Raw genomic sequence first — 19743 nt, 5'->3', positions numbered from 1 at the left:
CCCCACCCGCTCTGCCCGCTTATGAAACGATTGTTGCCCCTGCTGCTGTGGCTGCTGCCCCTGCTGGCGGCTGCCCAACCTGCTTCCCCGGCCCTGCCCAGCGTGGTGGTGCCCGCCGAAATTGCCTTTGCCGGCCTGCGCCTGCGCCTCAACGACGGCGCCCGCGCCGCGGTGCAGCAGAAAGTCGATGCCCTGCGCCGCCACCCCACCTCCTTTCTCACCCGCGTGGCCCTGGCCGACGCGGCCTTCCCGCTCATCGACCGGGTGTTTCAGGAAGAGGGCGTGCCGCTGGACTTTCGCTACCTGAGCTTGCAGGAAAGCGGCCTGCAGGGCGACGCGCAGAGCATTCACGACGCGGTGGGCTACTGGCAGTTCAAAATCGAGTCGGCCTCGGACTTCGGCCTGCTCGTCAACGACCAGGTGGATGAGCGCAAGCACCTGGTAACGGCCACCCGCGGGGCGGCCAAGTACCTGCAGCGCAGCCAGCGCCTGTACCAGAACTGGCTGCACACGCTGCTGAGCTACAACCTGGGCCCCACCGGCGTGAAGCCCTACACCCTGCCCACCGACGCCAACGCCACCGAAATGGCGCTGACCGAGAAAACCCACCAGTACATTCTCACCTTCCTGGCCCACAAGCTGGCCTACGAGCCCGCCGTGGGGGCCAACCCGCGCCCGCCCATGCGCCTGCGCGAGTACCCGGCCGTGGCGGGCCAGTCGCTGGCGGTGCTGGCCCAGGCCCTGCAAACCAACCCCGCCGAGCTGGCCCGCCACAACCGCTGGCTGCTGGCCGCCGCGGTGCCCACCGACAAAACCTACACTGCCCTGGTGCCCGTGACCGACTCGCTGCAGCTGCTGGCCATGGCCGTGCAGCAGAAGCAGAACGCCACCAAGCTGATCAGCAAGCCCGAAACGGACGCCAAGAACGCGGCGTTTGTGAGCGTGAACGGCATTCGGGCCGTCATTGCCCTGCCCAACGAGTCGAAGGAGGAGCTGGCCCGCCGGGCCGGGGTGAAGCTGCGCAAGTTTATGCAGTTCAACGACCTGATGCCCTTCGACAACATCGTGGTGGGCCAGCCTTACTTCGTGCAGAAAAAGCGCGACAAGGCCGCCACCGAGTACCACGTAGCCCAGGCCAGCGAAAGCGTGGCCTCGGTGTCGCAGAAGTACGGGGTGCGCGCCAAGGCCATCCGCGGTAAAAACCGCATGGCGCAGAACGAGGCCTTGCAGCCCGGCCGGGTGCTGTGGCTGCAGCACACCCGCCCGCGCGAGGTGGCCGTGGAGTTTGTGCAGGCCGACGGGGCCCGGGTAGCCGCGCTGGAGCGCCCCCTGGGCGAGCCGGCCCCGGCGGCGCCCGCCGCCCCGGCCCCCGCCAAGCGTAAGCCGGTGGAAGCCGACGTGTACACCGGCCGCACCGCCGCCGCCCAGCGCGTGCTCGACGACGCGGTGGAAGCCGAGGAGGCCGACAGCAGCGCCAGCAAAGGCTTGCTCGGCCGCCTGCGCCGCCCCGCTGCCAACGAAACCACCGAAGCCGCGGCCGACAGCACCGTCGACAACCTCAACGAGGTGGGCACCGAGCCCGGCTCGGCCGCTCCCAAGCCCCAGCCCCCGGTTTCGCGCGGCGTATACACCGGTACCGCGGCCCGCAAGCCCCTGCCCGCCTCCGCCCCCATTGCCGACGAGCCCGCCGCCGATTCGTCCGCCGAGCCGGCGCCCGTAGTAGTAGCCGCCGCGCCGGCCAAGCCGGCCGCCAAACCTGTGGCCACCCCGGCACCTCAGCCCAAGCCAACCGCTACGGCCACTCCGGCAGCCCCGACCTCGACGGCTCCCGCCCCGAAAACCACGGCTACCACGGCTTCGGCAGCTGCCGCGCCCGCCGCAACTCCTGCTCCGGTGAAAGCACCGGCCGCTGCGGCCCCGACGGCCGCCGCCAAGCCCGCCGTGGTGCCGCCGGCCTACCCGGCGCCCAGCGTAACGGTAGTGCCCGTGCCCGCCGACGGCCGCCACACGGTGCAGCCCGGCGAAACGCTCTACGGAGTGGCCCGCCGCTACGCCCTGCGCCCCGCCGACCTGGTAGCTTGGAACACCCTGCCCACCAACCCCGCGCTGCGCACCGGCCAGGTGCTGCGCCTGACCGCCCCCGATGCGCCCGCTCCCACGGCTGCTCCGGCCGCGGCGCCGGCGCCGACTTCGGCGGCTGCGCCGGCGTCGGCGGGCGGAGTGGTGAAGCACACGGTGGCCGCGGGCGAGTCGATGTACGCCATTTCGCGCAAGTACGGCGTCACCATCAAGCAGATCATGGAGTGGAACAACAAGCCCGATTTCAACGTGCGCCCCGGCGAAGTGCTGACGCTGCGCCCCACGAAATAGGCTGCGCCCCCGCTTTTTTCCGGCAACAAGGTGGTCCTCGGGCCACCTTGTTGCATTTCCGCCGGGTGGGATTTAGCTTGCCCGGCCCGCCCCGATGCGCCCTGCTCAGTTCCTTCCCGATGAAACGACTTGCCCTGCTTGGCCTGCTGCTGAGTTTGCTCAGCCTGAGTGCCCGCGCCCAGATGCTCAAGGAAAAGGACGTACCGGCGGCCGTGCGTGCCGCGGCCACAGCCCAAAATAACGGCCAGAAGCCCGCCAGCTGGCTGCTCGATGAGCAACGCGGCTACTACGTGGCCATTGCCGCGGCCCCCGCGCTGCGCCAGCTCATCATCGGCCAGGATGGCAAGTGGCAGCGCACCTCCGAAATCGTGGCCCTGGAGAAATTTCCGGCGGCCGTGCGCCAGGACCTGCAGACCCGGTTTCTGAGCAAGGGCTACGAGCCCAGCAACCCGCTGCTGGTGCACACCCGCACTGCCGGCAGCTACTACTCGCTCGATTTGTCGTCGGACGAAGCCGAGCTGCAGGTGCACTACTCGGCCGCCGGCAAGCTGCTGCGGCAGGAAAACCGCTAGCCCGCCGCCGGTAGCGCTTGGGTCAGGCGGCCGCCGCCAGGGCGGGCGTGCGGGCAATGCGGCAGGTGCGCGCCTTCAGCAGCTCGATTACCTCGGCGTCGGAGTGGTACCGCTCGCCCAGGTTCACGAAGTGGCGAGCCAGCAAGTCGTAGCGCTTGGTCATGAGCCAGGCAAACACGTGCAGGAAGTGAATGCCGTCGAACACAATGGCGTCGTGCTGCACGTACTTGGGCAGGGTTTTCAGGAAGTGGGCCGGATGCTCGCTCCAGTGCAGGGCCGGGCGCACGTGGTGGCTGGTGTGGTAGCCGTCGTTCCAGCACTTGTGGTTGTAGCGGGTGTTCAGGCAGGTAACGCTGTTGCGGTAGGCGTTGCCGGGGTCGGCGGCGTCCACGAAGGCGTGCTGGGTCCAGTTGCCCAGCATCATGATGACGCGCGAGATGAGGAAGGGCAGTCCGAACACCACCAGCGTGGCCGGCCAGTTGAGCAGCCACAGCCCGACGAAGAGGCCGAAAAACAGCAGCTCGCCGCGCAGGGAGCGGAACAGCAGCTTGAGCTTGCGCCGCTGAATGAAGTAGTGCGCCAGCTGAAAGATGCCCACGAACATGAACGTGCCCAGGTAGCGCGCAAACCCGCGCCAGGAGTCGCGCTGGTAGTGCATGGTGGAGCTGCGGTCGTGTTCCTGGTTGTTTTCGGCGTGGTGCATGCCCATGTGGTGGGTGAAGTAGGTTTCGGGCGTTTGCCCGAACAGCGGCCCGATCACCCAGGGCAGGTAGTGGTTCAGCCAGCCGTACTGCTTCTTGAAAATGGGCCGGTGGCAGCTGCAGTGCAGCATCAGCCCGAAGGGCCCTTTGAAGGTGATGTTGTTCAGGAACAGGTAGGCCACCGCCAGCCCGCCCCACAGCCAGCCCGGCAGCCCCGGCAGGTACAGCAGCACCGCCAGCGGAATCAGCGTGGCGCTGATTTGCAGGATGAGGTAGAGAAACGGCAGGTCGCGCGGGTCCTGGGTGAAACGCAGCAGCCCGCGGCCCAGGGCCGAAACCGGCTCGTCGGGTTGATGCGTCCGGTCGGTAAGGGCAGTCAAAGGTTTCATGGGACAGGGCTGGTGGTTGGGGGCGCAAGCTGACGGGGTGGCAGCGGCCACCACGGCGCAGCTCCCTTATCAACAACGACGAGAGTCGGCGGTTGCTTGCCTAAAGGTGACTATTTCCCCGGCAGCATCGGCGCAGGCAGCTCAACAGCGCGGCCCCGCCCGCCGTAAGGGAGAAGCTGCCGAATCCACCGGCCCGCTTCCCGGCCCCATTCATTGCTATGATTCTGACTACCGGCCAACCCTTTTGGCTAACCCTGCAGGGGCTCGTGCGCTACCCCGTGCTCGACGCCGACCTGCACTGCGACGTTGCCATCGTGGGCGGCGGCATCACCGGCGCGCTGGTCGGCTACTACCTCGCCCAGGCCGGCGTGTCAGCCGCCGTATTCGACGCGGCCTACGTGGGCGCGGGCAGCACCTCGGCCAGCACTGCCATGTGCCAGTACGAGCTCGACGTGGACCTGCACCAGCTCCGGGAGCAGATCGGCATCAAGCGCGCCAACGACGCCTACCTGGCCAACCGCTACGCCGTGCACGAGCTGGGCCGCCTCTGCCACCGGCTGCCCGACGACTGCGACTATCAGCCCTGCCGCAGCCTGTACCTGGCCAGCTCGCGCCGGCAGGTGGCCGCGCTGGAAACCGAGGGCGACGCCCGCCGTGGCCTGGGCATTGCGGCCGAGTTCCTACCCGAAACCGAGCTGCAGCGCCGCTGGCGGCTAAAAGCTTCGGCGGCCCTGCTCTCCGGCGACACGGCCCAGGTCAACTCCTACCAGCTGACTCACACGCTGCTGCGCGCGGCCACGGGCCAGGGTCTGCGCGTGTTCGAGCGCACGCCCGTGGCCACTTACGAGCTGGCGCCCGACGGGCAAAGCGTGACGCTGCGGGCCGGCAACCACCGCGTGCGGGCCCGGTACGTGGTGATGTGCACCGGCTACTACGCCGAGAAGCTGGTCCCGCAGGACCTCGTGAGTCTGCACTCCACCTACGTGGTGGTGAGCCGGCCCGGCGAAACGGAAGCAGGGCTGCCGCGCGACCTGCAGATCTGGGAAACCGCCCGGCCCTACCTCTACACCCGCACCACGCCCGACGGCCGCATTATGGTGGGCGGGGCCGACGAGCCGGTGAGCGGGGCTTCCATCCGCAATGCCCTGCTCGAAAGCAAGGTCGATACCCTGGAAAAGAAATTCCGCGGTTTGTTCGACCAGCCCGTGCCATTCACCCGCGACTTCGTGTGGGGCGGCATCTACGGCAAAACCCGCGACGGGCTGCCCTACATCGGCCGGCACCGGGACTTTCCGCGCACCTGGTTTGCCCTGGGCTACGGCGGCAACGGCACCACCTACAGCTTGCTGGCCGCCGAAATCATCCGCGACGCCCTCACCGGCCGGCCGCACCCCTACGCCGATACCTTCGGCTTCGACCGGGTGGGCGCGGCGGCCTCCTAGTCGCCCAGGTTTTTGCCGTAACTTCTGCGGGTCGTCGGCCCACCTTGCCTGCCTATGAAACTGCTTGCTTTGGTTGTATTCGCGCTGCTGGCCTGGTCCCGGCCGGTGGCGGCGCAAGCGCCGGCCGCGGCCCTGGCCGCTTACCGCGCCAGCCTGGAAGCCCGCGTGCAGCAATACTATGCCGACCTGGCCCGGCGGCTGCGGGAGGCGTACTTCGCGTCCAGCGACGGCCGCGCCATTGCCCTGCTGAGCACCGCCGTCGACGAATTCGGGGCCCGCCGCCGCGCCCTGCGCCAGGAGCTGGGCCAGCTGCGGCCGCCACTGGCTACGGCCCCCGACGCTGACTGGACCCGCGAGCAGCAAGCCGTACTCAGCAGCCCCGCCGCGGTCAAGATGGCTGAGCGCGCCGCCCGCAACCCCGCCCTGGAAACGGCCCTGAATCGGTTCAACGCGGCTCAGCTGGAGGTGCTGGTTCCTACCGAACAGCCTTGAGGCGCTGTACCGGCCAAAATGCCCTTTGGCAATGCAAAATCCCGTCTCAACGGCTTACTTGCGCCGTACCATTTACTCCCGCTATGCTTCGTCGACTACTCTGCTTGCTTTTGCTGCTCCTACCCGGGCTGGCGACGGCTCAATCTTTGGGTGCGCCAACGCCAGCCAGTGTCCTGTCGGCCTGGCTCCCCAGTTCAGCTGCTGAAATTCATCTGCTTACTTACCTCGACGATTATCTCACCCATACTATCCGCCTGCACGAAACACGCAGCGACTCCGCCGCTCTGCGCGTCATCAGTCAGATGCATAGCTCTTTGAATACCCGCAAGCCCGCTTTAAAAGCCGAAGTGCAGCAGTGGCACACTTCTCTTACGGCCCAACAAAAGCAGGAAGCCAAAGCCCGCCTGATGCGTAGTTCGCAGTGGCGTAGAATGAACGAAATAGCGGCCAGCCGGGCGCTAAAGAAATTTTACCGGCGCGTCGAGACTAATCCGGCGCTGGCCGAAGCCATGCGCCAGCTCGACCAGGCTGAGCTCCTTAACGTGCTTGACTAATTCGTGGCGGGAACTGCTCTTCCAGGTTAGGGTATTACACAAAAACAACCGCCGGCGCAAGGTTTCCTTTCCCCGGCCGCGGCGGTAACTTTACCTTCTGTTCGGCTCACTAAGGCGCCCGAGCAACGCTTGCCCATGCCCGTATTCTCGCACCTGCACTGCCACACCCAATACTCCCTGCTCGACGGCCAGGCCAGCATTTCGGCCCTGATGAAAAAGGCCCAGAAGGATGGCATGCCGGCCGTGGCGCTGACCGACCACGGCAACATGTTCGGGGCGTTCAACTTCGTGGCCGAGGCCAACAAGTACAACGTGAAGCCCATCGTGGGCTGCGAGTTTTACCTGGTAGAAGACCGGCACAAAAAAAGCTTCAGCCGCGAGAAGGGCGAGCGGGACGTGCGCCACCACCAGCTGCTGCTGGCCAAGGACCAGGCCGGCTACCAGAACCTGGCCAAGCTCTGCTCCATGAGCTTTATCGAGGGTGTGTACAGCAAGTACCCGCGCATCGACAAGGAGCTGCTGCTGCAGTACCATGAGGGGCTGATTGCCACCAGCTGCTGCATCGGGGCGGAGATTCCGCAGGCGTTGCTGTGGAAATCGGAGGCCGAGGCCGAACAGCAGCTGAAGTGGTGGCTCGACGTGTTCGGCGACGACTACTACATCGAGATTCAGCGCCACGGCATCGAGAACATCGACAACACGGGCAAGAGCCAGGAAGACCTGAACCAGATTCTGCTGCGCTGGGCCCGGAAGTACAACGTGAAGGTTATCTGCACCAACGATTCGCACTACGTGGATCAGCAGGACTTCGCGCCCCACGACCTGCTCTTGTGTGTGAATACCGGCGAGGAGCACAGCATTCCGGTAGGGGACTTTCAGACCAAGTACTTCCGCCTGATGTCGCAGGACAACCAGGTGCTCTACGACCACCTCGACCGCCTGCGCCCCCTGGCCGCTACCGACGCGCAGGTGCGCCGCCAGCTCATGCGCATCGACGAGGAGGCGCAGATGCCCAAGCCCCGCTCCCGCTTCGGCTTCCCCAACGACCAGTTCTACTTCAAGACCCAGGCCGAGATGGAAGCCCTCTTCCACGACGTGCCCGAGAGCCTGGATAATACGAACGAAATCGTCGATAAAATCACGCCGCCCAAGCTGCAGCGCGATATTCTGCTGCCCAACTTCCCCATTCCGGCGGCGTTTGCCAACGCCGACGAGTTTCTGCGTGAGCTGACGTACGTGGGGGCGTTTGGGCCGAGTGCCGGCAAGGGGGTCGTGACGATGACTAAGCCGCCCCGCTACTCCGAGCGGACGCCCGAAATTGAGGAGCGCCTGGACTACGAGCTGCGCATCATCCAGACGATGGGCTTCGCCGGCTACTTCCTCATCACGCAGGATTTTATCAACAAGGGCCGCGAAATGGGCGTGGCCGTGGGCCCGGGCCGCGGCTCGGCCGCCGGCTCGGCGGTGGCCTACTGCGTGGGCATCACCAACATCGACCCCATTAAGTACTCCTTGCTGTTCGAGCGTTTTCTGAACCCGGAGCGCGTGTCGATGCCCGATATCGACATCGACTTCGACGACGTGAACCGCCAGCGCGTCATCGACTACGTGGTGGACAAGTACGGCAAGACGCAGGTGGCCCAGATCATCACCTTCGGCACCATGGCCGCCAAGTCCAGCATCAAGGACGTGGCCCGGGCCATGGAGCTGCCGCTGCCGCTCACCAACGAGCTGGCCAAGATGGTACCCGAAAAGCCCGGCACCACGCTGGCCGGGGCCTTCGCCGAAAACCAGGAGCTGGACATGATCCGCCGCGACGACGCGCCGGACAACCTGCGCGGGCAGATTCTGCGCCTGGCCGAAAAGCTGGAGGGCTCGGTGCGCAACACCGGCATCCACGCCGCCGGCGTCATCATCGCTCCCGACGACATCACTAAGTACATCCCGGTCTCGACATCGAAAGATTCGGACCTCTTGGTGACGCAGTTCGACGGCAAGGTCATCGAGTCGGCCGGGATGCTGAAGATGGACTTTCTGGGGCTCAAGACGCTCACGATTATCGTGGATGCGCTGGCCCTGATCAAGAAGAACCACGGCGTCGACATCAACATCGACGACATTCCGCTCGACGACCCGAAAACCTACGAGCTGTACCAGCGCGGCGACACCATCGGCACGTTCCAGTTCGAGTCGGAGGGCATGCGCATGTACCTCAAGGACCTCAAGCCCACCAACATCGAGGACCTGATTGCCATGAACGCCCTCTACCGCCCGGGCCCGATGCAGTTCATTCCGAACTTCATCAACCGCAAGCACGGGCGCGAGGAAATCGAGTACCCGCATGATCTGCTGGAGCCCATCCTGAACTACTCCCAGGGCATCATGGTGTACCAGGAGCAGATCATGCAGGCCGCCCAGATTCTGGCTGGCTACTCCCTGGGCGGCGCCGACCTCTTGCGCCGCGCCATGGGCAAGAAGGACATGAAGAAGATGGCCCAGGAGCGGGAGAAATTCTGCAAGGGCGCCAAGGAACTGCACAACATTCCCGAGAAGAAAGCCAACGAGGTGTTCGACGTGATGGAGAAGTTTGCGGCCTACGGCTTCAACCGCTCCCACTCCGCCGCCTACTCGGTGGTGGCCTACCAGACCGGCTACCTCAAGGCCAACTACCCAGCCGAGTACATGGCCGCGGTGCTGACTAACAACATGTCGGACATCAAGAAGGTAACTTTCTTCATCGAGGAAGCCCGCCGCCAGAACGTGGAGGTGCTGGGCCCCGACGTGAACGAATCCATCCTGAAGTTCAACGTAAACGAGAAGGGGCAGATTCGCTTCGGCATGGCCGCGGTGAAGGGCGCGGGCGAAGCGGCCATCGAGAACATCGTGGCCGAGCGCGACAAAAAAGGTCCATACTCCGATATTTTCGACTTCTCGAAGCGCGTGAACCTGCGCGCCGTCAACAAGAAAACTTTCGAAAGCCTGGCCCTGGCCGGCGCCTTCGACTCTTTTGAGCGCTACCACCGCCGGCAGTTTGTGGAAGCCCCCACGGGCGACCAGAACCTGATCGACAAGGCCGTGAAACTGGGCCAGCAGTACCAGGCCGACCAGGATTCGGCCCAGCAGAGCTTGTTTGGCGGTGGGGCCTTCGGGGCCGTGGCCATGCCCCTGCCCAAGGTGCAGGACATGGAGCCCTGGCCCGCTACCGAGCAGCTGCGCCGCGAAAAGGAAGTGGTGGGCTTTTACCTCTCGGGCCACCCGCTCGACGAGTTCAAGCTAGAAATCGACTCGTACTGCACCTGCGGGCTGGACAAGATCGAAACCTACAAAAACCGCGACATCACGGTCGCGGGGCTGATTTCCAACGTGATGTTCAAAACCACCAAGACCGGCCAGCCCTTCGTGTCGTTCAACGTGGAAGACTACGACTCAAGCATCAACCTGGCTTTGTTCCGCGACGACTACAGCAAGTTTTCGGCCCTGATCAACCCGCGCAACTACGACAAGGAGCAGGTGCCGCCCATGTTCATCCGCGGCAAATACGCCCAGCGCTTCCGCGACTCCGACCAGTTCGAATTCAAGATCCTGACCATGGAGCCCTTGTTCAACGTGGCCGAGAAGCTGGCCAACGGCGTGCGTGTGCAGCTGGATCTGCGCACCATCACCGAGCCCTTCATGGACCGCTTCATGGAGGCCGTGGAGGGTTGCCAGGGCTCCAAGAAGCTGGAAATCAAGTTCGCCGAGCCCCACGAGCAGCTCACCGTGGACACCTACTCGCGCCGCTACCGCATCGAGCCCAAGGAGTTTATCCGCCGCATGCGCGAGATGGAAATCGAGGCCTGCCAGCTGATTTAAACCGGCCGCAGGCTCCGCTGAACTTTCCCGCGCCGCGCATGTTTGACACCCAATCTGCTACCTTGCGCGCCCAACTCGCGTAAGCAGACTGTAACTTCTTCTGACACCCACTTCAAACCTGAATACGACAATGGGACACAAAGCCATTGAAATCACCGACGCCAACTTCGACGAAATCATTAACTCGGATAAACCCGTGCTGGTGGACTTCTGGGCCGAATGGTGCGGCCCCTGCCGCATGGTCGGCCCGGTAGTAGAAGAGCTGGCCGGCGAATACGAAGGCCGCGCCGTTATCGGCAAAGTAGACGTGGACGCCAACCCCCAGACCTCGGCCAAATTCGGCATCCGCAGCATTCCCACGCTGCTGGTGTTCAAGAACGGTCAGGTAGTTGACAAGCAGGTTGGCGCGGTGCCCAAGCACGTGCTGGCCCAGAAGCTGGAAGCCCAGGTAACGGCTTAAGCTCGCCCAGGCCCCATTAAACGCCCGACGGCCCCGCCCTGCATGCAGGTGCGGGGCCGTCGGGCGTTTGCCGTGGACGCAACCAGCCCCAGGCCGGCTGCGCAGGCACTGCTGTTACTGCCGGATTCTACCAGTTGGCGCGGGCTTCCACGGGAGGAACCGGCGCGGGCTTGGGTCCGCCGAACAGGCGGAAGTCGGGGGCGAAGTAAATCGGCACGGTGTAGGTGAAGGCAGTAGGCACGTTGTATTCGCGCCCCGGCGTGAAGCGCGGCAAGCTCCTGACCACCCGCAGCGCCTCCTTGTCTACATCGGCCGACAGGCCGTTTACAATCCGCACCTGCCCCACCCGGCCGTCTTCCCCCACGGTGTAGCTCACGTATACTTTGCCGGTAATGCCTTTGCGGCGGGCTTCCTTGGGGTATTCGGTGTGCGTACGCAGGTACTCGAGCAGGGCTGCTTCGCCGCCAGGAAACTCCGGGGCTTCCCGCCGCTTGAGCAGGCCGTCGAAGCGGGTGCCGTTGGGATTGTAGAACGTCAGGGCCGTGGGCAGGCCCCGCTCAATGTTTTCGACCGCAGCCAACTGCCCGGAATCGTAGTAGTAGCGCCATTCCCCCAGGGGGCGGCTGGCTACGTAGCGACCCTCGGAGCGTTTCTGCCCGTTGCGGTGCACACTCAGCCAGCGGCCCGTGCGCTGCCCGTCGTGGTACTCGCCCCGCTCCCGCACGCGCCCGTCTTCGTACCAGGCCACGAACAGCCCGTCCACTTCGTCGTTTTGAAAATGCACCTGACTGGCCTTGGCGCCATTGGGATGGTACCACGTAAACAGCCCAGTGCGTACGGGCGGCTCCTGAGGAGTCAGAAAGCCGCGCAGCAACAGGGTGCCGTTGAGGGTATACTCGCGCATTGGCAGCAGTCCGCCGGCTTCGGGGCGCCGGTCGACCACGCGGTAGTGACTGGCACTGTCGGGCACGGTTTCCTCGTCCCGCTCATTCAGATATACCGCGGGCAGGCTCTGCGCTGCAACCTGGAATGCTCCGCCGAGCAGCAATACAAGGAGCAAGGCTTTCATGGCCGTAGGGAGGAAAAGTGCCGCTACCAGACAACGGTTTCGAAATATACGGCCCTTGAACAGCTTAGGAGTCAAGCTTCTGGGATTTTTACAAAAAATAGTACCGGCCGCGGCGCCACCCACGGCCGGTACCGGGCGCCTCACAATTTCTGGAAGCGCACCTGCACGTGTCCCTGCTTCGTCTCCACCTGCACGAAGTAGAGTCCACGGTGCAATTGACCCACATCGAGGCGCAGCAATGCTGGCTGGCCCGTGGCGGGATAGGTATGCGTGAGGCAGGTGCGCCCCACTGCGTCAATGACATTGAGCCGGACCTCGCCCTGCTCGACGGCGGGCACCTGCACGTTCAGCCAGTCGGCCGCCGGTCGGGGCCAGGCCTGCACGTCCATTTTAGCGGCGGAGGCTGGTGTGGCGCTGACGGGCAGCACTGCCGAGAAATAGAATTGACCGTCGAAGTCAACCTGTCGCAGGCGGTAGTAGCGCACTCTGGGTCCGCTGGCAAAAGCGCCGGCGTGCAGGTGCCCGTAGCTGGTAGGGGTGGCGGAATTTCCCTGGCCCGGGTAGCTACTGAGCACCTCAAACTGCAGCCCGTCAACCGAGGTTTGCACCTCAAACTTCTCGCAGTCTTTCTCCTGGGCCGTACGCCACACCAGCTGCACGTCGCTACCCTGCACTTTTGCGCGGAACTCCACCAACTGCACCGGTAGCGGATTGCGGTCGGAAGTCGAGCCGAAAGTTGTGCTCACCACCGAGTTGGTGGCGAGGGCCACGGCCGTACCGGCTTCGAGGTAGCGCTGGGTGGTATTAGGCAGGGTGGCCTGTCCGTAGCTGCTCCACTGCCCGCTCACCAGCGCGGCAATGCGCAGGTCCTGCAGCGCGGCCGTGGTTTCGGTAATTCCGCTGAAGGGCACGGTGTAGTACAGCCGCACGGTGGCATTGGCCGTACCCACGGTGCGCGTCAGGTCCCAGTACTCGCGGCTGCTGACTTTGTACAACCCGGAAACCGGGTTAAGGCTGTTCAGGCTCGGTGCAGCTGCTACGTAGGCCAGGTAGCGGAACGTGCTCAGGTTGTTGGCGGTGGGCTTCACGCCGGCAACTTTCAGGCGGTTACCGCTGCCTACCGGGAAAGTATACACCACCGCCGTATTGTTGGTCTGGCGGGCCAGCGGGCCGGCTACGTAGCTGAGGTCGGAAGCGTCCTGCCAGGTTGCGGTCGGCGTCATCGTCAGCAAGTTGGTGTTGGTTGTGAGCAGGCGGCCCTTTTTCAGTCCCAGCACGCCGGCTAGTTGCGTGGCCTGGCTTAGGGTTACGTTGCTGCCGCTGTTATCCATTTCCAGCCGGCCGCCCGCCCCCAATGTAGCGGGCAACCCATTGCCGGTAATCTGGTTGGTAGTACCGGTATAGCGGTAGGTAGCTCCCGCGTTAAAGGTGCGGGTGCCGGTAACCTGAATGTTTCCCGTGGCGGATGTGCCCGCAGAAATGCCTTGAAAGTGGCCGATTTGCAAGGCTCCGCCGTTATTTACGGTAAAAGTACCGCTCCCAATCAGGGTCTGGTCGGCCATGTCCAGCGTTGCGCCGCTGATGACGGCCACATTCACCGCTCCCACAATGGCCGCCGAAGAAGCGCGGCGGAAGCGCTGCACCGAGGTGCCCGAAATTCGCACGGCGGCGGTACCGCCAACGGCTTCCCGGCGCAACGTACTACCGGTGTTCAGCAGCAGGTCGCCCTGCAAATCCAGGGTACCATTGGCGGAGGCGCCGCTCAGCAGCAGCGTCGCGTTGGTCAGTTCCAGGGCACCTGCCACCTGCAGGGTACCCGGCCCCGAAGAAGAGGTATTGCTCAGCTCGAACCGGCCGCCGCTCATCGTAAAGTTGCCCGCCACGTTGACTACCCGGTTGCGCGACGAACCAAAGCGGGAAATGCAGACCTGGCCACCGGTTTGCTCGTAGCTGCCCAGCCAGGTAGTGGTCAGGCCCGAGCCGACGGGTGGGGAAAGCTGCAGTCGCCCGAGCCCGGTACTGCGCACGGTCAGCCGCCCCGCAATGCGCAGGGTACCCATTGAGTTGAGGTAGAAGGTGCTGCTGCCCGAGCTCGACGTGCCGTAATCGGGCGTTTCCCACACCACGTTGCCGAAAATCTGGTTGTCGTTGCCGAAGCTGCTTGCGTCAACTACCTGACGTATTTCCAGCGTCGACTGGGGGTCCCATTCGGCTATGGGCAGGGAGCCACCGTTGGCCGAATGAGTGTAAACCGCACCGGCGCCTACTTTCATGGAAGCGCCCAGCTCGAACTGAATATCGTGCGAGTCGCTCTGGTTGCGGAACTGGCCCAGCATCATCAGATCCGGCAGGGTCGAGCCTGTGGTATGCGAAATGGTAATGGCACCGGCCGGCAGTTGCACCAGTAGCCCTCCGCTCTCCACTCTAGCTTCCGTAAGCGTTACCCCGGCATTGACCAGCATCTGCCCGCCGGATTTCACCGTCAGGGCCTCGAAGGTTGGCCCGTCGGCATCCACGCTCAGCGTTCCGCCGTCGTCTACTATTGTTGGCCCCAGCACCGTGAATGGCGTTACCCCGAGCGCCAGCTTGACTTCGCCGTCGTCCTGTACGGTGACGCTGCCCAAGCGGCCCTCACTCGCCAACGTCACCAAACCGTTGTCTTTAACCAGCGTGCTGCCAATATTTGCCAGTTCGGAGTTGACCCACATCTGCGCTCCGCTCCCGGCCACCTCAACGGCACCGCACTGCAGCCGGCTGTTGACCGTGAGAGTTCCCAAGGTTAACCCGTTGTTAGAAGGCTCAATGACAATGCGCCCGATGGTGGAGGGAATGCCGGCGCCGCCAATGTTTTTGCTGTGCTGCACGTAAAACGTTTTGGAGAAGTCCAGGGCGCGGGTGTTGTTAGCCACCCAGCCGGTAGCCGTTCGGCGCTGCCAGCCGGCGGTATTGGCAAAGCCCACCGGGCTACTCAAGGATCGATAGTCGCCCACATTTTGGGCCTGAGCTGTGAAAAAAGGCCCAATCAGCAGACCAAACAGCAGCAGCAACCACAGGCCACAACGGTATGGCCGGGCACCTTTCGGCGTAGCAGAAGGGTTCATAATGCATGGAATTGGTGGAGAAAATCAACTAGATCTGCGGATGGCTGCCACAGACCACCCAGCTCCGCTTGTTTTTCATTCTACAGCCGGAGCTAGTTGATGTAATTATATAAATATACTTTTGGACTTCTTTACTTATATAAGTCAATTCCTGATCTTTATTTTAATATGTCCAACTACGTCAGCAATGTCCTAAAACCGTTACCATAAAAAACAGCCCCCTGGAGTTTCAACTCCAGGGGGCTGTCGTGTCAAGCAGACAATCCTTGTAGGCAAACCTAGATTAGCTGAATGGGACGGTTGAGGGTTTCCTCCAGCGAAATCAGGGTTTCCGTGCGCTCGATACCTTCGATCAGCTGGATGCGGTCGTGCAGCACGTCGCGCAGGTGCTGGGTGTCGCGGCACACCAGTCGGGCAAAAACACCGTAGGCTCCGGTAGTGAAGTGAATGCTCACCACTTCTGGGATGGTCCGGAGCTGCTCCGCTACGCTGTGATAAACCGAACTCTTGAGCAGGTAGATGCCCAGGAAAGCATGGACCCCATAGCCCAGTTTGGGATAGTCGATCTTGAGCGTTGCTCCCTGTACAATGCCCAATTCCTCAAGGCGAGCCATGCGCACGTGTACCGTGCCCCCCGATACGTGGACCTTGCGGGCAATTTCGGTGTAGGGCGTCTTGGCGTCGTCAAGCAACAAAGCCAGAATCTTACGGTCGGTGTCGTCAAGTTCGTAATTCCGGGCCATTTTGGAAGGAGTTAGTTGAAGAAGTGTCAAGGCAACTAGGTCTAGAATAAATTTATCAAAATAATTAGGTGTTTTGAATGCAAAAATTTTACATCATCAATCCTTCTATTACATTTGTTACAACACAACGCAGTCGGCGTTGAAGATTTGGTAGAACAAAGGCATTCCGCTTATCGACTTTAGCAGTCGGGCTTGTAAAGCAGAATCGAACGGGAGCTTGGCCTATTGCCTTGCGGAGGTTCAACTCCTCCTTCTACCGCTAGGGATGATAAGTGAGGAGGGAAAAAAGCAGAACGTATCTGGGTGGGTACGTTCTTTTTAAGAGGCGGCATCTGGGTGGGTGCCGCCTTTTTTGTGCCCTTACAGTTCAGTTAGGCGAGGTTCCGGCAACCAAGCCAAGAACCTGGTACGGAGCAAAAACCCACTAAACGGAAAGGTATGACCGCAAAAATGGGGTTTTGTTATGTAACCCGCAGGATTTTTCTGCAGAATTGGGATTTTAATAGCTGTTCTCATCAGCGGACGTCACTGGATACCCGCTGATGAAGCCTTGGCTTTACTTGTATATCAGTACATTGCTTTGCCCGTTGGCTTTGATGTAGCCGCGGTACATACCCTCGGTATTGAAAGGCATTGCCACGTTACCGGCGGCGTCCACAGCCACCAAGCCCCCATCGCCGCCCAGCCGGGCAACCTTGTCAAGCGTGGCTTGCGCGGCCGCAGTTAGAGGTTGCTGCTGATACTCCACGCGGGCGGCAACGTCGCGGGCTACAGTAGCGCGAATAAAGAACTCGCCCCAGCCGGTACATGACACAGCGCAGGACTGGTTATCGGCGTAGGTGCCAGCGCCGATCAGGGGCGCATCACCCACCCGGCCGTAGCGTTTGTTGGTCATGCCCCCGGTGGAGGTAGCTGCGGCCAGGTTACCGTACTGGTCCAGCGCCACGGCGCCTACCGTGCCGTACTTGCGCCCCTCAATAAACACCGGCGGCTCGGCGTAGCCCTGGGGTTTGCGGCCCCCACTGCTTTTGCTACGCTTGCCGGACGGCAAAACCTTGGCAGGAGGCGTGGCCGCTTTAGTGGGCGTGTTCAACTGGTCGCCCACGCTGCCCTGGCTGGTACGCAAGGCTTTCTGCAGCTGCTGGTAGCGGGCTTCGGTGTAGAAGTAGCTCGGGTCGACCAGTACCAGCCCCTGGTCTTTGGCAAACTGCTCGGCTCCTGCTCCTACCATCATCACGTGCTCCGACTTTTCCATTACGCTGCGGGCTGCGCTGATAGGGTTGCGGATGGTGGTAACGCCGGCCACTGAACCGGCCTTGAGGGTGCTGCCGTCCATGATGGCAGCATCGAGTTCATTGCGGCCGTCGTGGGTAAACACGGCTCCTTTGCCGGCGTTGAACAAGGGCGAGTCTTCCATCACCCGCACCGTGGCTTCCACGGCGTCGAGCGAGGTGCCGCCTTTTTTCAGGATGGCATAGCCCGTCTGCAAGGCCTGGTTCAGCACTTCCCGGTAGGCCTGTTCCTGCTCCGGCGTCATATTCTGCCGGGTAATGGTGCCCGCCCCGCCGTGGATAGCCAGGGTGATGCGCGTTGGATCAACCGGGCGAGAGGCGGGATTCTGGGCCGGGGCGTAGCCGGTGGCCAGCAGGAGCAAAACAAGCAGTAAGGGCTTCATGGCTTCGGCAGCAAGAAAGAGTAAGCAAACTAGCGGACCACCACCGGCTGCGTGCGGCGGTGCTGCTGCAGGCCGCGGTCAAGGAATTCCACGAAGCGGCCGGCGTCGGCCTCGTAGGCCACGGGCTCGACGAGGGGTTGGCCCTCGGGCGAAAGCAGCACGTAGTACGGCTGGGCATTGGCCTGGAAGCGGGTGATTTCAAAATCCAGGTTTTGCTCGCCAATGGCCTTTTTCACCCGCTGGTCGCGGGGCGAAGTGTACCACTCGGCTGCGGGCAGCTCGGTTTTGTCGTCGACGTACAGGGCCACCACGATGTAGTCGTTGCGCAGGCGCTGCAGCACGCGCGGGTCGCTCCATACCGAGGCTTCCATCAGGCGGCAGTTGCCGCAGTTGTGACCCGTGAAGTCCACGAACACCGGCTTGTTCTGCTCGCGGGCGCAGCGCAAAGCCTGCTTCAGGTCGAAGTAGCCCGTCAGGTTGTGGGGCAGTTCCAGGAAATCGGCGTGGCGCGGCGGCTCGCACAGGGTATTGGCGGTAGCGGCGGCCGGCAAGCCGGGTGCCGCCGCGCTGGCGTTGGCCGCAATGGTGAAGTCGTGGCGCGTGGGCGGGGGCAGCAGGGCCGACAAGGCGGGCAGCGGCGCGCCAAACAGGCCGGGCACCAGGTAGAACATAAACGTGAGGGCCACGCCGGCAAGCAGCAGGCGCGGCACGCTCACGCGGGTGCTTTCGTCGTCGTGGGGCAGGCGGATGAAGCCCAGCAGGTACAAGCCCAGCAGCCCCGCCAGCACCACCCAGATGGCCACGAACAGCCCGCGCGGCAGCAGCCCCCAGTGGTACGAAAGGTCAGCCGAGCTCAGAAACTTAAACGCCAGGGCCAGCTCCACGAAGCCCATGGTGACCTTGAGCGTGTTCAGCCAGCCCCCCGAGCGCGGCAGCCCTTTCAGCCACGACGGGAACAAGGCGAAGAGCATGAAGGGCAGCGCAAAGGCCAGCGCGAAGCTGAGCATGCCCAGCGTGGGGCGCAGCAGCTCGCCGCCGGCCGAGGCAATGGCCACCGAGCCCACAAACGGCACCGTGCACGAAAACGACACCAGCACCAGCGTAGCCGCCATAAAAAACAGTCCCGACCAGCCGCCCTTGTCGGCCTGCCGGTCCACCTTGTTCACCAGCCCCGTGGGCGCCTGAATCTCGAACAAGCCCAGAAACGAGAGGCCGAACAGCACGAAGATGACGAAGGACAGCACGTTAGGCAGCCAGTGCGAGCTGATGACGTTGGCCGCATCGGCGCCCAGCAACAAGCTCAGCAGCACCCCTACCCCGGTGTAGATGGCAATGATGCTGAGCCCGTATACCACGGCTTTGGCAATGGACTGCCCCCGCGAGCCGCCGGTACTGGTGAAGTACGACACCGTCATGGGCAGCATGGGATACACGCAGGGCATGAGCACGGCCAGCAGCCCCGCCCCGAAGGCCAGGGCCAGGTACTGCCACAAGCCCAGCGCCGTGGCGCCGGCCGGCTTCTCGGCTCCGGCGGCCACGGGTGCTCCGTCCAGGTCCTGCGGGGCGGCGGGCGCCGCGGCTACCGCAGCTTCGGCAACCGAGTCGGCGGGCGAAGCCAGGGCCACGGCACTGTCGGGGGCCAGGGCGGGAGCGGCTGCTGTGGGCGGCGCGGCAGTTGGGTCAGTCTGGGCAGTGGGGCCGGGCGCGGTAGCCGGAGCAGCCGCCGGGGCGGCGGGCGTCACGGGAGTTGCTGCGGCGGTGCCGGTCACCTCAATGGGCCCGAAGGCGAGGCTTTGCTGCCCGGGAATGCAGCGCCCGTCTACGTCGGTGCAGCTCTGAAAGTCGGTTTCGGCCTTGATGGTGAGCGGGCCGGGTTGCAACAGCCGGATGCGCTGGCGAATCTGCCCGGTGGTTTCGAAGTAGGTAACGTCACCCTTAAATACGGGGTCGAACTTCTTTTTCGAGCTGACCGATTTGGGCGCGCCCACCAGCTCGTAGGCGGGGCTTTTGGTGAAGTTGAAGGTGAAGACCGTGGGCCCCAGGTCGGGGTCGAAGTCGGTGGCGTAGAGGTGCCAGCTGGGTTCGATGCGGGCGTTGACGATGAGCTCCACTTCCTCGCCCACCCGGGCTGTGGGCTTGCTCACGGCCGCACTCAGCTTGGTGGGCTCCAGCACCTGCGCCCAGGCAGTGATGGTGGCCAGCAGCAACCACAAACTCAGCAGGGCAGTTTTTTGAAATGACATGGCGGCAGGGAATATTTCCGGAGAGTAAACAAAGTTACGCCAAGGGTTGCACTCGGTAGCCGCAAACCGGGCCGAACCGC

Annotated in this window: 13 protein-coding genes; 7 read left to right on the top strand and 6 right to left on the bottom strand. The window is 63.4% G+C overall.

The genetic code is table 11. The annotated features are described in order from the left end of the window. Window positions 1-21: 21 nt before the first annotated feature. On the top strand, window positions 22-2370 hold the full coding sequence (locus ACE191_RS18435; RefSeq protein WP_400193710.1) for a LysM peptidoglycan-binding domain-containing protein: 2349 nt from the start codon (window positions 22-24) through the stop codon (window positions 2368-2370). Window positions 2371-2489: 119 nt separating this feature from the next. Continuing rightward, window positions 2490-2942: a hypothetical protein gene (locus ACE191_RS18430; protein ID WP_400193709.1), complete on the top strand. Its 453-nt coding sequence runs from the start codon at window positions 2490-2492 to the stop codon at window positions 2940-2942. A 22-nt stretch (window positions 2943-2964) separates the two neighbouring features. On the opposite strand, the gene ACE191_RS18425 is transcribed toward ACE191_RS18430, so the two are convergent. Then, the gene (locus ACE191_RS18425) at window positions 2965-4032 is read right to left on the bottom strand and encodes a fatty acid desaturase family protein (protein WP_400193708.1); all 1068 of its coding nucleotides are present in this window, start codon (window positions 4030-4032) and stop codon (window positions 2965-2967) included. Window positions 4033-4250: 218 nt separating this feature from the next. Between ACE191_RS18425 and ACE191_RS18420 the strand changes: the two genes are divergently transcribed. The 5 genes from ACE191_RS18420 to trxA all read left to right on the top strand — a co-directional run bounded on the left by ACE191_RS18420 (window position 4251) and on the right by trxA (window position 10832). After that, window positions 4251-5474 carry an NAD(P)/FAD-dependent oxidoreductase gene (locus tag ACE191_RS18420; RefSeq protein WP_400193707.1) on the top strand — a complete coding sequence of 408 codons (1224 nt, stop codon included), beginning with the start codon at window positions 4251-4253 and terminating at the stop codon, window positions 5472-5474. A 54-nt stretch (window positions 5475-5528) separates the two neighbouring features. Then, complete coding sequence (locus ACE191_RS18415; protein ID WP_400193706.1) at window positions 5529-5966, top strand: hypothetical protein; 438 nt, start codon at window positions 5529-5531, stop codon at window positions 5964-5966. An 83-nt stretch (window positions 5967-6049) separates the two neighbouring features. After that, window positions 6050-6520: a hypothetical protein gene (locus tag ACE191_RS18410; protein ID WP_400193705.1), complete on the top strand. Its 471-nt coding sequence runs from the start codon at window positions 6050-6052 to the stop codon at window positions 6518-6520. A 135-nt stretch (window positions 6521-6655) separates the two neighbouring features. Further along, complete coding sequence (gene dnaE, locus ACE191_RS18405; protein WP_400193704.1) at window positions 6656-10372, top strand: DNA polymerase III subunit alpha; 3717 nt, start codon at window positions 6656-6658, stop codon at window positions 10370-10372. A gap of 130 nt (window positions 10373-10502) precedes the next feature. Beyond that, window positions 10503-10832, top strand: coding sequence for a thioredoxin (gene trxA / locus ACE191_RS18400; protein ID WP_345221841.1), 330 nt, complete (start codon window positions 10503-10505; stop codon window positions 10830-10832). 127 nt (window positions 10833-10959) lie between these two features. Here the strand turns inward: trxA and ACE191_RS18395 are convergent, their stop codons facing one another. The 5 genes from ACE191_RS18395 to ACE191_RS18375 form a co-directional block, all read right to left on the bottom strand. Further along, the gene (locus ACE191_RS18395) at window positions 10960-11901 is read right to left on the bottom strand and encodes a TonB family protein (protein WP_400193703.1); all 942 of its coding nucleotides are present in this window, start codon (window positions 11899-11901) and stop codon (window positions 10960-10962) included. Window positions 11902-12041: 140 nt separating this feature from the next. Next, window positions 12042-15002, bottom strand: a complete 2961-nt coding sequence (locus ACE191_RS18390) for a hypothetical protein (RefSeq protein WP_400193702.1) — start codon at window positions 15000-15002, stop codon at window positions 12042-12044. Between the two features lie 278 nt (window positions 15003-15280). Continuing rightward, window positions 15281-15745 carry an Lrp/AsnC ligand binding domain-containing protein gene (locus ACE191_RS18385; RefSeq protein ID WP_400193701.1) on the bottom strand — a complete coding sequence of 155 codons (465 nt, stop codon included), beginning with the start codon at window positions 15743-15745 and terminating at the stop codon, window positions 15281-15283. Window positions 15746-16301: 556 nt separating this feature from the next. Beyond that, on the bottom strand, window positions 16302-17420 hold the full coding sequence (locus tag ACE191_RS18380) for an isoaspartyl peptidase/L-asparaginase family protein (RefSeq protein ID WP_400193700.1): 1119 nt from the start codon (window positions 17418-17420) through the stop codon (window positions 16302-16304). A gap of 29 nt (window positions 17421-17449) precedes the next feature. Beyond that, window positions 17450-19663 carry a cytochrome c biogenesis protein CcdA gene (locus ACE191_RS18375; RefSeq protein ID WP_400193699.1) on the bottom strand — a complete coding sequence of 738 codons (2214 nt, stop codon included), beginning with the start codon at window positions 19661-19663 and terminating at the stop codon, window positions 17450-17452. Window positions 19664-19743: the final 80 nt, after the last annotated feature.

It is taken from the genome of Hymenobacter sp. B81, assembly GCF_044628455.1.
GTDB lineage: Bacteria > Bacteroidota > Bacteroidia > Cytophagales > Hymenobacteraceae > Solirubrum.
This window is presented reverse-complemented; position numbering and strand designations above follow the sequence as displayed.